Below are 15187 nucleotides of genomic sequence, written 5' to 3' on the forward strand. Positions count from 1 at the left end.
CTACGTACTATAAACCTCATCGAGAAAGATAAGAAACTGAGTTCGTAATCTTGTTAAGAGGTTTTACTAAATACTAGTCTTTCTTTGTTTTTGCTACAAAGAGAGCGGATAGGGCTAGGCTAACACCTGCTAGGAAGAGAGCTGTGTCAGATTGGCTCTCACCTGTTGCTGGCAAGCTTTGTTCAGCTGTTTCTGGTCTAGCCATTTCTTGCTTATAATCTGGCATCTTACCTTGATCGGAAGCTAAAGAGCTAAGTTTAAACTCAGGTTTCTCTACTGTTGGAGCGGCTTGGTTACCTACTGTCGATAATGGGCCTGTGTACTCTGGTACTTCATGTACCAAGGCTTCAACTGCATTGACACCGCCCTGGAACTCAGGCTTCTCAACTGTCGGAGCTGGTTGGTCGCCTACTGTCGATAATAGACCTGTGTACTCTGGAAGCTCATGTACCAAGGCTTCAGCTAGATTGACACCACCCTTAAACTCAGGCTTCTCAACTGTCGGAGCTGGTTGGTCGCCTACTGTCGATAATAGACCTGTGTATTCTGGAAATTCATGTACCAAGGCTTCAACTGCATTGACACCGCCCTTGAACTCAGGTTTCTCTACAGTTGGAGCGGCTTGATCGCCTACTGTCGATAATGGTCCTGTGTACTCTGGAAGTTCATGTACTAGGGCTTCAACTGCATTGACACCACCTGTGAATTCAGGAATCTCAAGAACGGGTGCTGGTTCTTCACCCTTGCTTGATTGAACAGCTTCTTCTGTTAATTCTTGATAGAAGCTCGCCAATTCATAAAACTCGGCCTTGCCACCTTCCCAGGCTAATTTGACATCTAGAAGAGAGCCACCATTTCGGATAGCGAAGGTTTGGAGACTGGATGTAATGGCACCGAGGTCTAGCCAACTATCTTGGCCATCCTTAAGTGTTCTAGCAAGAACACGTGCTTGCGCTCCTTCAGGAAGACTGGAAACGAGGCGAAGGTGGTTGGCATTGGTTGGCTCAGATAAGTGATAAACTAACTCGCCTTTGTCTTTTTCAGACTTGTAGCTGGTCAAGACTTTGCCGTCTACAAGATTATTGTAAAGATTACCTTGGCTTTCTCCACTACTTCCTTCTACTGTTGGATCATTGATTGGTTTGACAAATTCACCATCGTTGATGACCAATTCTGTAAAGCCTACAAACCGGGCATCATAGTCTGCCGTATAGAGGACACGGAGATAGTTAGCTTTGACTGGTGTCGTCAATTCACCTTCGATGTAGCGATTTCCTGGCATCTTAGAATCATGTGTCCAACCATCTGTCAGAGAATCATCGTGTTGGCTATTAGCCACACCATCTCCTACTGTAACGACATCAGTCCAAGTTTTACCGTCTTGGCTGACTTGAATCTTACCATCACGAAGATAGTTTTGCGTTCCGTCTTGGATGTAGGCTCTAATCTTCTTGATAGTGCGTTCACTGCCAAGTTTCAAGGTCACATGACCATCTTTACGAGCATAGTCTGAAAACTCAACGAAGTTGTTATAAACACCGTCAAACAGTTGATCTAGGTTGTTCAGTTTACGAACATCATTGCTTCCGTATGTTGGATGAATTCCCATAGTTGTAGATTCTAGTTTGGTTGGTTGTACTTCTTTGGTTGTCACAAGGAGAGAAGTGGCTGTCACAGCTTGTTCCTGATCTGTTTTATTGACCAGACGAACATAACGTACCAAATGACTCACTACAGACCTGTCTGTCAACTGGCTAGCTGGCGTCCATTCTTGCGCATTTGCAGAGTACTCTAGGCTAAGAGCAGGGTTTGCCTGACCTTGGAGCTGGATGCTCTTGATTTGATGGATACGGTCAAGCTTCATTCCTAGATAGCTATGAGCAGGGAGTTTGGTTCCAGCTGGAATTTGAAGTTCGTAACTGCCCAAGCTATCCACTACCGGCGTTTCCTTCAATGATTCCACGTTGGTGTCTGTTAACTCACTATTTCCAGAGCGTGTCTCAACAGAGAAGTCTTGGATACGCCACCAGAGGTCAAGGGCCTTGGTATTGCGTACTCGGATGTAACGAGCATTGATCGCTCTGGTCACTTCCTTGGTTTGTTCTCCTGATAGGCGATCCAACTCTTGCCATGCAGTTCCATCTGTAGAGTACTCAAGTACACCTGTGGCAAGCTTATCACCCGTTCCTTGGCGAAGTCGTACTTTAGTGACTGACTTGACTTCACCGAGGTCAAGCTGTGCCCAAGCATCTACTGGAGTTGTATTGCTACCGTCAGCATTTGCCATCATGGCTTCTGTATTGTCCTTGCCATCAGTGATTTGACGGGCTGAGGTATTTAGTTTGTAAACTAAATTTGAGCTTAGACTAACTGTCGTTGCTTGTTGGCTACGAGCTTTTTCAACTGGACGGTTGACTGCAATTTCCTGAACTGCAAACCAAGTATTCTCGCGGTCTGCTGTCGCAATCATGCGAACTGCCTTGGCCTTGATAGTGAGATTTTCAAACTTAAGAAGGGATTCATTTCCGACATAGCTTGGCTCTTTCAAGGTTACCCAGTTATCGTTTTCATCTAGATACTGCACTTCTGCCTTACTAAAGGTATCACGTGGATTTGCCTGCGTTCCCATAGCAAAGGTCAAGGTTTGAATCGCTACTGGCTTGTTGAACTTCATACCAATATAATCACCTGTCTTGATGCTGTTTGGTGATTTAATAATCGCATGGGTTGCCAAATCGCCATCCGTTACTTTTGCCAAACCACCTTCTACACCTGTTCGATTGGTGATAAAGGTGCTGATGATTTGGTCTGGATGCAAGACTTTTTGAACCTCAGACGCTAGAACTTCTTTCAAGGATAGGATAAATGGACGAATATGTTGAACACCCAATTCAGCTTTTTCCATATGGTCTACATAATGGAAGGTGTGAGTTTGAGACTGTTCGTACAATTTCAAACCTTTATAGTAGCTATCCCAAAGTTTGGCTGCATCGTTTGTAGCCATGGCTTCAGTTCCTGTAAGGAAGGCATCGAGAGCATTCATTTGGTCGATTGCATTATCCAACCAATAGTGGATTTGAGCAACCATTTTTTTATTGCCTGATGCTTTATAGAGTTCGGCTGCTTCTTTAATCTTGGCAAATTCTGCACGCAAGGCTGCACGTTCGGCAGTCACATCCTGACCTGCTTTAAGCTTGGTTATAAAGTCTGTTAATTTTGGAGCCAAGTCTACAGATTCTTCTAGTTTGACGACACGATTATCCATGTTTTGGTTGATCATGTGCTTACCAAGTTCGCGGAAGGCTGCTGATACCTTGCTATCTTCAAAATGACCATTTTCTACAAAGTTGAAGGCAATGTCATTGATTTTCTTAGCTTCTTCTTCTGATTTCCACTGTTTCCATGAGTATTGAGCTCCTGAAAAGAGGGCAATCTTAGATGGTTCAGACTGTTGCATTGGGTTCAACATGATACCAGATAGCAAGCTTGGATCTACATTTGGATGAAGGAATTTCTCACCACCACCTAGAATCAAGTGTTGTTTCGAGTTATCTGTTACAGGCCAGTTAATCCAAAGTGAAACTGGGCGATAGGTCTTGCCACCTGCGGATAGATTGTTCTTGAGAGTTGAAAGGAAGCTTTCAGAGACTTCACCCCAAATCTTACCACCCGTCAAGGTCATGGATGTTGAACTTGGGAGATTTTCATTGAGGGATTTCAACTCATCCTCACGTCCATTACCCCAATACTGTCCAGGAACAAAGATCATTTCTTTACGAAGACCGCTGTAAGTTCCCTGCATTTCAGTCAACCACTTGGTCATATCTTGCATCAAGCGGTTGTAGCTATTGTAGCCTCCGACTGGGCTTGGAGCATCATCTGCAAGGATACCAAATTCACGGACACCCACTTTCATCAACTGGGTAAATTTGGCCTTGATGGTTGCCAAATCTTCTTGGTAATGTGCTTCATTGCCAAAGCGGATACGATTGTTCATGAATGGATGGATAGTCCAGACATAGCGAGTTTTACTTTGATTTCCGACACGAGCCAATTCACGGATTTCAGCTAGTTTTTCTTCTGGATAGAGTTCACGCCATTTCTTGTTGTGGTATGGATCATCTTTTGGTGCAAAGAAGTATTGGTTCAATTTCAAATCGCCACCGTAACGCATGAGCTCTGCACGATCGGCATTAGACCATGGATTTCCATAGTAACCTTCGATGAAACCACGGTTCTTGAGCTCTGCGTAATCTTCTACTGTCACATTGCGAAGGACTGGCACTTGGCTTTCCTTGAGCATGTGTTTCAAGGTTGTCAAACCATAGAAGACCGCATCTGTGTCTTTCCCGACGATGGAAATCGAATTATACTTGATGCTCAAGACATAGGCGTCAATTTTGTCAAAGAGACCTGCTGAAACCTTAGACAAGTTTTGCTCTGCTTGTGAACCTTGTCCATGCACTCCAAGATAGATATTGGTTGCGCCAGCGATTGCTGCCTTACCAGTTGTATAAGACACTTGATTGTCCTGCAAGACACTCTTCAAGCGATTACGAGTATAGATATCGAGTTGATCGCCCATGACCAGATTGACTTGCTTACGAAGGGCTGTGACTCCTTCTCCATAAGTCACTTTTTGTGGAGTTGGGAAGACCTTGTACTCTTTCTTGAGATAGTCTGCGCTCTTGCTGGCAGCTGCAATGCTATCTTCGCTAGCTGGTTTACTTGCAGTGAATTGATCTGCCAATTCAACTGTTCCATCACCGGTTTGGTCTACTTTTGGTTTTTCAGGTGTAGTTGGTTTTTCTGGTTGACTTGGTGCAGGCGTTTCTTGCTCTTCTTTAACAGGTTTCAATAGATGAACTTCAGCTGCACTTGCAAAACCACCAACGCCTTCCAATACTTTCAACTCAATCTTGTTGGTATGTACCGCCGCAAAGTTGACTGTTTTTTCTTGGGCGTTGTTGTCCCAGCTTCCTTCTGAAACCTTGACCATTTGGCCATCTTTTTGTGCGTAGATTTCGTAGCGCGTCACAACACCATTTCCACCACCTGGGCGTGGGAGATAAGTCAAGCCATTGACTTTTTCTGCTTCTTTCAAGGTCATAGTAAGGGTGTATGGCGCAGTGTCACCAGTCCACTTAGTATGCCAGAAGGTATTTGGATCATTGTCAAAGGCCTTTTCAACAGCGCCTTCAGTCGCGTTTCCTGGAAGTTGCTGGCTGCTTGCGGTTGCAGTAATCTTATCATTTGAAATCAAACGAGGATTTACAAATGGTTTGTCTGACAACTCTGCACTATGCAAGATTCCTTTGAAACCACCGATGCTTTCAAGCGGTAGAACCAAGCTATTGTGGGCAAATCGAGGGTGGGCTGGATTTGCGATACGTTCAATCTTTTCACCATCTACATAGACTTCTGTAGATTGTGGTTTGGTCACGATAGAGATTTGATAACGTTTGTTTTTTTCAAGTTTTTTATTGAATTGGATATGGAACTGTTCAAATTGATAAGCAAGATAACCATCTTTATCAGCTAAATAGATACGATTGTCCCCACTTGTTGAGAAGGTTTGTTCCCCGTCTCCAGTGACAGTTACATCAAACTTCAAGACGTGACTTGGACCAACATCACCAGCCAAGCCTTCGATACTGCTGTCTTTCTCAAAAGCCAATCCCTGCTCGCTTGTCTTCACCTTCTTGCTCGCATAGTTCTTGACTGTTTCAGAATTGATAGTAAACAAGTCGCTTTGATCAATCTCTTTATCAGGATTTGACTGTGGCGCATAAGGACTCGTTGGTAGGGTGCGTTCTGCAAAGGTCGCAGCTGCACGGTCAGATCCCCAGGTGCGTTCTGCAGTGGTTTGCATGCTCTTGAAAAAGCGTTTGAAGATGTCATAAGAGGTCAAACCTGTCTCATGAAGGTCAATGTTATCATTCCAAACTGCGTGACCACCACCAAGGATACTTGGATGAGAAGCTGGTAGAAGCGGACCTCCACCTGTTTGGAAATCATTCGGTGTCCAGCTATTATACTGGCGTTCGTAGTTAGCATAGTCCCCGTAGGCTGCTTGACTATTGCTTCCACTTGGCACACTATAGGTCGGTACATCTGTGATGTTGATAATCTTAGCTCCCTGAGCAATGGCTTCATTTGGTCGTTGCCATCCGATACTCCAGATATCAACCTCTACTCCGTTCCAATCAACAGGAGTGTTCCCACGTTTCGCACTGAGTGAGCCCCAGATACGAGGGGTATAGCCTTTTCCTTTAATGTATTTGATAAGGTCATTGACATAGCGACGATAGCTTTCTCTGCTGCCATAGTATTCATCCGTTCCGATATGAACAGTGGACACGCCATGAAGCGGTGCATCTGGACCATCGAGGAGTTTGTCATAAACTGATTTGACAAAAGCCAGCGTTTCATCGTATTTATTATCTAGATCGAGCATGGCTACGCGTTCTACGTTATGTTTACCTCTGTAATCGCTCAGACTACCTTGATACATGAGATCTGGACGGACTTTGACAAAGGACAAGGCATGACCTGGTGTGTCGATTTCTGGCACTAGGTTGATATGCAAGGCTTTGGCAAGTTTAATCAGATTTTGCATTTCTTCCTTGGTATAATGCTCATCTGATGTTAGTTTTTGGCCATTCTTACCGACAATGTCTGTCTCTACACGGAAACCAGTCTTGGCATGTTCTAGAACGTACTTAAGCTCTTCTTCTTGTGTTAGATTCTTACCTGCCAAGTGTTCCTTGAGGAAGATATAATTATCATTAAGGTGCAACTGCAAGTCGTTCATCTTGTAGTAAGCCATGTTGAGCATGATGTCTACAAGGGTGTCATAAGGGATAAATTTACGACCTGTATCTAGCATAAAGCCACGGTGGCTGAAACTTGGGAAATCACGAATTTCACCATTTTGTAGGTCTGTTTCTCCCATTTGAAGAAGAGTCCGAGTGGCGTAGAAGGCTCCTGTATTTGTAGCAGCTTCGATGGTAATCACATCATCTTGGATAGTGATGCCGTAGCCTTCCTTACCGTACCCCTTATTTTCAACCTTTTTAAATTCGATTCGTTTTTGAGCTTGCTTGTCACCTGTTGCTAGTTCCAATCCACGGCTGGCAAGGTCTGACTGGTAGAAGGTTGCAGCCTGATCAAAGCCTGAATCTCCTGTTGCAAGGACTGTATCTGAAGTGATAGAAGATTGGCCTTCTTTTCCATACCATTGTTGAACAGCTGGTGCTACTTTTGGTTTGACACCCACACCTTCGTCCTGATGTAAGCCCTTGATGACTACTTCAAATTCTTTAGTAAAGGTATGACTGTCTCTGATTTGCTGGACCATGACCTTGACACGTTGATCAGTCAGAGGTTTATAGATACGATTTTGAAGGTCAATTACACCTTGTTTATTGCTTCCGATGAGACTGACTTTTCCTGGTAAAGTTGGTAAGACAAGAGACTGTCCATCTTCTGCTACTGATAGTTCTGTTACTTGGCGGATATCCGTTACCTTACTATGGTCCGGAACGTTAGAATAAGCTCGAATTTCTTGGATTCCAACGTTTCTCCAGCCCATTGTGCCAGCTTGGTAGTCATTGATTTCTAACTTGAGATATTTAGCTTGAATACTATTGGCTAAGTCAACTTTCTCGTCTAAAACAGGTTCTCCGGTTTTGGTATGAGCGAGTTTCCATTGTTTTTCTCCATTAGCGCCCACGTCTTCTTGACCTGCGTAGTAGAGACTCCAAGATTTGATATTGGGGTCATTTTGCCCATTACGAAGACGACGATCCCAGTCAATTTCTACATGCTTAATGAGAGTAGTTTTTGGAAGAGTTAATTCGAAGGTTGGTTTTGGTACATCTCTATCTGTTGCCCAACGAGTATTGTCATCGCCATCAATGGCCTTATCTGCAGTAAAGTTTGTCCCAGTCTCATGGTTGCTCGCCTGGGCAGTAGCACCCTCGAGATGGTTGACATCCTCTCTATCTTCGATTGTCTTTTCAGCTGGTTTTTCTGCTGGTGTAGTGGTTTCCGCAGGTTGATTGTCTGCCTTTGGTGTTTCAACCGGTTTCGACGTTTCTGCTGGCTTAGGGCTTGCAGGACTTGTCTCTGGTTTTGCCTCTTCACTTGCTGCAGGATTGGTTCCCTCATCAGTCGCTGGAGTTTCTTCATGGCTTGCTTCTGTTGCAGCTTCTGCATCCGCCTTTTCAAGCGCAGCGGCTAAATCATCTGGTAACTTATCCAGGGCTTGAACATGAGTGATACTTCCCTCTGTCTCTGAAGGTGTTGCTGTTTCTGCCGCCTGAACCATATTGGCGCCAAAGATACTAGCACCAATCATAACGGAGGCTGCACCGATTGCAAATTTTCTTATACTATAGTGACAGCGTTTCTCAAAAAAATGTCTATCCATCTTTCTCCTATTCCTTTCATCCGCATACATGAGTAAGCGGTATCATTTCTCCTTTGAAAAAGGAGAGAACCAAGAGGTCCTCTCCGGCTGTTTGTTCCTTTTGATTCGAGTTGCTTTGAACAGCTGAAATCAAATCTCATTAATCTTCTTTACGTTTTGTCGCAAGAACCGCAGCAGATAAGGCGATGCTCACACTTGCTAAGAAGAGGGCTGCTTCTGAACCATGTTCTCCTGTAGCAGGAAGTTTCTCTTCTTTATCTTCCAGAGTTTGGGTATCAGATACTGGGCTTGGAGTGAGCGGGTACTCAGGTTTTTCAACTGTTGGAGCTGCTTGATCTCCAGCGGTAGCCAATACACCTGTGTAGGCTGGTTTCTCGTTTACCAAGGCTTGAACCGCATTGACGCCGCCCTTAAACTCTGGGGCTTCATTGACAGCTGCTTCAACTGCATTAACCCCACCCTTGAACTCAGGAACTTCATGTACAGCTGCTTCAACCGCATTGACTCCTCCCTTGAACTCAGGAATCTCATGTACAGCTGCTTCTGCTGCATTGATGCCACCTTTGTATTCTGGAACCTCATGTACAGCTGCTTCTGCTGCATTAACACCGCCCTTAAACTCTGGGACTTCATTGACAGCTGCTTCTGCTGCATTGACGCCGCCTTTGAACTCAGGTACATCAAGAACTGGTGGTTGTTCTTCCCCCTTGCTACTTGTTGGAGCGTCTGGTTTCGTAGCAGAATCTTTTAATTGGTTGAGATAGTCTGCGAAGTAGGCAACCATTCTTTCCGTCAAGAGGTGGTTATCCATCGCATATTTCATGCTTGCCTGAACTCCAGCTACTTCCTCTTGATTGTCTTTGTCTGTTAATTTCTGCGCCTTAGCCAAAGCTGCTTCATAGCCAGACATGTCAAGTGGTGTCTCTGCTACTTGTGGACGGGTAAAGATGAGTTCCGCTGCAGATTGGTATTTATCTCCACCATCTCCGTATGTCTTGGTACCAGTCAGGACAATTTTCTTAGCCTTGATTGTCTTACCAAAGTCAATGTCTTTTGGCTTGTTGTTATCTGGCCAATCTGTCACGGTGAAGGTATGCTCCTTGCCAAACTCATCTGTGACAACCAGTTTCACGTCACGCAAGTTACCATTTGAACCTGATCCACGTGGAACATAGCGAAGTCCAGTGATTTCAGTTGGTTCTTTCAAGACCATGGTTGCAGGCTTGCCTACATCTCCTCCATTCCAAGATGTATGCCATAGACTAGACACATTGCCATCAAAGGCATTCTCTAGGCCTTCTCCCGCTTGAGCTGGCGCATCCAAACTTTCAAAGTCTTCTGCTACCAAGGCTGTCTTCTTCTGAACCAAAGCATTCTTCAGAGCTTCAATCTTGGTAATCTCTGCACGCGCTTCTTCCACGCTAATGTCATCATCTGCCTGACTGAGGTTAAAGACCGCCTCTTTCAAAGCATCCATAGACTCTTTCGTGTAGTTGGTCATGGCAACCGTTGGCAAGTAGTTCTTGAGAGCATTTTCTGTCAACATCTTACCTGTTAGCGTAATTTCCTCGATGTGAAGATTGTCCATCATGAAGTCGTTGTAACCACGGAAGTTGGCATTTCCGCCAGAATCTCCACGAGTATTGCTTGCGTTTCCAGTTGAGTAGATACCTACCCAAGTATCTCCTGTTTCTGCACCAGTCACAAGGAAGGTTGCCTTCTTGGCTTTCTTAGAATCTGTCCAAGTATTTGGCAATTCATGCATTTCCAAGTTGCTTGCTTGAGTACCACGACGACCTGACTGGAATTCTCCCTTACCAACTACAAAGGCATAGGTATTGTCAGAGCCTGCTTCATATTCAAAGGTTACACGGTAAGTCTTACCTGCCTCAAAGCGGAAGTTTTGTGGGATGGTTTGGTAAACCAAGTTACGACGGCTCACTAATCCATTTGTCTTCAATGACCAATTTCCTTCGATAACATCATCAACTTTCTTACCATTCCAACCACGCTGTGTATAAGGATCGTGTTTTTCAGACAAGTGAGTGCGGTTATCTTCAACACCTTCGACACCACCTACTACAAATGGGAAGATTCCTTGAGCAACATTTTCAAAGTCTTGTTTGAAGGTTCCTTGACCTGTATCATGCTTGTCTCCGTACATGCTTGAATTGTTTTCAAAGGTACGAATTTCATCAAAGTAAGTTGCTTCATCACCAGCTTCACGACTCAATGTCAGAGTAACATTTGATACATCAGATCCAGTTGTAAAGAAGGCGTACATATTTTGGAAGTAACTTGTATCATCAACTGTAGCATTTTCACGACGATTGTTATGAGCATAAGCTTTGATATAGTTGAGAGCGAGTGACTTATTGGTATAAGTAGTCACTTCTTTCTCGCCAGTATTCACTGTGATACTTGCCTTAGCATTACTACGGTTATCAGCACCCACATAAACCGCATACTTGGTATTTGGTTTCAAGCCAGTCAGTTTCTGAGTAAGGCTGACCTTGCTCTTATTGCCTTGTATACGAAGCATTTCATTTGCGCCCTGTGATTTGACAATTTCTGCCTTAGAAGCATCACCAGAAATGGTCCAGTGTTTCAAGGTTCCACTGTTAAATCCTTGGTCATAGATATGCATACCTTCGCTCCATGACATTTCAGGATTGGTTTGTTTTGAACGGTAGAGAACGTATGGTTGATTCGCTAGAAGGTCTAGGGTAATCTTGCCATCTGTTACAGTTAGTTCTTGCTCTTCTGTCTTACCTTGGTCAGTTAGCTTGTAAAGGTAAACCTTGCTATTTGCCCAATCGCTCGGAAGTGTCCAAGTTGTTGCACCAGCTTGCGTATTGAAGTAGTACATTTTTTCCTTATCAGTAGGAAGTTTCTTACCATTCGCATCCCAGTTCCAAGGAGTCAAGTAAGCTGAGCCATCTTGGATGACACGTCCGTTGAGCGTTACTGTACGTTCGCGGTATTGCGGGCTATTGACATCGTTTGACTTACGAGTCACAACAACCTTGTTACCTGCTGCATCGACTAGCTCAACCTTCATTTCTGGAGTCCATTTATAGGTGCTACCATTATCGGTCATGGTAACTGGTGTACCATTTTCCCATTTACTTACAGTGAAGTGTTGGAAGTACTTAGTCATGACATCATGGGCAAATAAGTTGGTTACATAGCCATTGTAGTCGCTTCTTCCTTGCCAGCCTTCAAAGTCTTTCATGCTGTAGCCACCTAGAAGTGGGTAGTTGGCTGCACCACCGTAACTTCTATAATCCCCAACCCATGAATCTTTTTGGTGGTTGCGGATAAAGCGTGTGATGGCACTGTTGATACCTTTATTAGTGTAGCCACCATAGGTCAAGTCAGCCGCCCAGTGTTGGAAGGTAGAGTCGTATTCACCACCATGCCCCCACTCAATCGCAAAGCGCCAGCCTTGTTTGTTGATCTCTTTAGCAAGAACGTGGGTAGCCCAGGCACCGTTATCACCTGATTGACCATTGCCCCATACGTCCACATAGATAAAGTCGAGACCTTCACCAAGTTTTTTCTTCAAGTCTTCCCAGCGAGCCAAGCGTCCATGCGCCAAATCATAAGCAGCATCAATGTTGATACCTTGGTCTAACCAGTTCCAACCATAGCTGTAGCTTCCATCTGGATTCTTACGAAGAATATTTTCATTAAAGTATTTAGACTCAGGATAAGTCTCAGAAGCGTTAACGTGGATACCAAGATGAGCTCCATATTTCTTCGCTTTTTCGATCAAGGTCTTGAAGTCTTCGACACCACCAATACGTTTACCAATATCAGCATAGTTCAAGTGTCCAGAGTCGTGACCTTCACTACCATATCCTTTAAGGAGAACACCTTGCCCAAGACCATCTGTGTGGAGATTGATTTTCTTGATACCATCCAAGGTCATAAGGAATGGGTTTTGTGCTTGAGAACCAAAGTTCATCGCGATACGATAAGCTGTGATATCCTTAACTTTTTCCCAACCTTGAGGGTTGTTCATGATGCTACGATAAGCAATGGCACCATCTTGCCAGTCGACTTTGTTGTCCGCATTGGCATCTTCTGTGATAACAACCTTGGCACTTGGAAGTTCCTTCGTGTATTCTGGGAAGACAATGCCCTTATAAGCTTTTTCCCATTGCCATTCAGAGCTATGAATTCCGACATAGTTGGCATTTCCAACTGTTTCTTTATAGGCTGTCAAACGAGTCCAATCATACGAACCACCACCGTAGCTGTTTTGAGAGTTGCTCCAAACACCTGCAGCAAGCTTATCTGTAGAAACAAATCCATACATGTAACCCTTAGCCAAATCCTTCATTGGATTGGTTACATCGATATGATCATCTCCGCTGACATGGGTATTGTTTGACATGGTTGCCCCATCAAACTTAGCACCAGCTTGATCACTTGAAACAGACACTAAAGCATTGCCAAGGAAACTAATGGAAGAAAGCAGTTTTCTTTCATCATCAATCTTTTGACCTGGAGTGACTTGATTGTGGTTGACAATCTTGGTCACATCAAAATGCAATTGATTGTCCACAACTTGCAGACGAACTGTCATTTCCGCATTGATAAGATTAGCATCATCGCGAAGTTTCATCACGTACTCTGCTGTTGTCTCATTGATTTTCTTATAAGTGACTTCAGGGGTGACTTCGTGTTTGTTGATAAATACTTTATTGAACTGTTGCACCTGTCCTGGCAAAGTATGCCCGTTCAAACTGTATTCTTTAATACGAGGGAAGGCCTGGTCAATTACTGCCTTAAGTACCTTAGACTGGATCGTATCATAAGTCACCTTGCTATCGTCAACGGCCGGACCTGTTTCTTTCTGGGCAGGAGTATCATCCGCTTTTACGCCTTCTTGATTGTCTGTTTTAACGCTGACAACTGTACGCTCATTGCCATAGGAACCAGCTTTTAGGACAATTTTCTTCTCATTTTTGAGAGTTTCATTGACAGCTGCTGGCAAAGTGACCGTATCAAAGAGTTTCTCATCATTATTCGTTGCATTGAGTTGTCCATCTGACTTGAGAGTGATAGAAAGACGGTTTACAGAACCTGGTTCTGGTGCTGCTACACGATTGCCCTTATACCAGGTGCTATCGGTTGGAGATTTATACTCCCAGAACCAGCCGTCCTTGTCATAACCAACAAAAACATTGTTCTTGGTGTCTTTAAATTTCAAGAAGACACCGAAGCGTGATTTGCCCTTTTCAGAATCATCTTTGAAGGTTAAATCAACCGTCGCATTTCCATTAGCGTCAACTGTCAATCCTTGTTTTTCAAACAAGGCTGGTTTATCGCCATTGTCGTTCTGTGCAGTTGAAGACAATTGATTGTAGCGGACACCTTTTTCTTCACGAACCGTAACTGTTCCCTGTTGTTCTTTATTCGCTACTGTTTGCCATTCAGGAGTCACTGTTTTAGGTGTTTCAGATTTAGCAGCTGCAGGTTTCTCCTCTTTTGGTTTTTCCTCAGCCGGTTTTTCTTTCTCTTCCAAGTCTGCTGGTTTCACACTTGAAATTCCCTGCATGTGGTCTTGAATCCATTTTAGTTGAGCTGGTGAGAAGAGAATGCCTCCGCTCCGTTTTCCAACTACACCATTTTGATGAACACCGACCAGTTTTCCTTCTGTATCAAAGATACCACCACCACTAGCGCCTGGTTTCCCTCCTTGGTAACCAATCCCTTGGACACCTTCTCCGTATGGTTCCGCAAAATCAACTGTAGTATTGACAATCGGATTCAATTTCCCTTCTGGATAACCAAAGACATGGAGCTTATCTCCAATTTTCTTAACTACTGTTTTTTTAGTTACTTCAACAGGCGTGTTTTCGAGAACCGTACGCAATCTCACAAGGGCCAAATCATTCTTGAAGCCCTTTAGGTAGCCTTCACGATCCCAATGAATGATATCTTTCTTGCTAAACTTGACATCTGGCAATCCTGGATATGAGATGCTATAGATATCTCCATCCCCTTGGTCATTATCCACAACCTTACGGATATTGCCGTCTTGGCTATCCTTGATAAAGTTATGAGAAACCGTCAAAACAAGATCTTTTGCAACGACAATACCACTACCTTCTCCTGATGGCGTCTTGATCTTAACAGTTGCGCCGTAGTTTAATTCCCCATTGGTAGTCTTAGCCACATCTTCTGGGACGAGCTTCCCAGTATCTTGGGCCAACTGATCCTTGTCAACTTCGCGCCCATTGTCTTCAGCTTTCTCCAATTTATCTTCTAATTCTTTTGGAAGATTGCTTGGTTTATCTGACTTTTCTTTTTCTTGAGCCAACAACTCTTCTTCTGTTTGAGGGCCTTCAGTAGTTTCAGCTGAACCAGGATTCTGAGCGGCAACTTCCTTGTCAAAATCGTGCCCCTCATCACTAGCCTTCTTATCCAAATCAGCTAGTTCACTTGGCAAATTATCTGTTGAACCAACCCTTGCTTGATCAGCCAATACTGGGGCAGTCGCAAAGAAAGTCGCTCCAATCATCACCGAAGCTACCCCAAGCGTAAACTTACGAATACTAAACTTACAGCGTTTTTCAAAAAATTGTTTATCCATAAACTCCTTAATCCTTTCACTCAACAGTAAGCGTTTACATTTCTTTTTTTAAAAATACTCCTTTCTCTGAAAGTACCGTGCTTAACTGTCATAAATAAAAAATAATTATGCTTTTAATATAACAAATAATATCTAAGAAAGCAATA

At 43.8% G+C, this 15187-nt stretch carries 2 protein-coding genes; both read right to left on the bottom strand.

Features of this window, described 5'->3' with window-relative positions:
* Positions 1-73: 73 nt before the first annotated feature.
* Complete coding sequence (locus tag HMPREF1149_RS06710) at positions 74-8434, bottom strand: SIALI-17 repeat-containing surface protein (RefSeq protein ID WP_009067384.1); 8361 nt, start codon at positions 8432-8434, stop codon at positions 74-76.
* Between the two features lie 139 nt (positions 8435-8573).
* Positions 8574-15041: a SpGH101 family endo-alpha-N-acetylgalactosaminidase gene (locus HMPREF1149_RS06715; RefSeq protein WP_000360687.1), complete on the bottom strand. Its 6468-nt coding sequence runs from the start codon at positions 15039-15041 to the stop codon at positions 8574-8576.
* Between the last annotated feature and the right edge of the window lie 146 nt (positions 15042-15187).

The sequence above is a fragment of the Streptococcus sp. BS35b genome (assembly GCF_000286475.1).
GTDB lineage: Bacteria > Bacillota > Bacilli > Lactobacillales > Streptococcaceae > Streptococcus > Streptococcus oralis_W.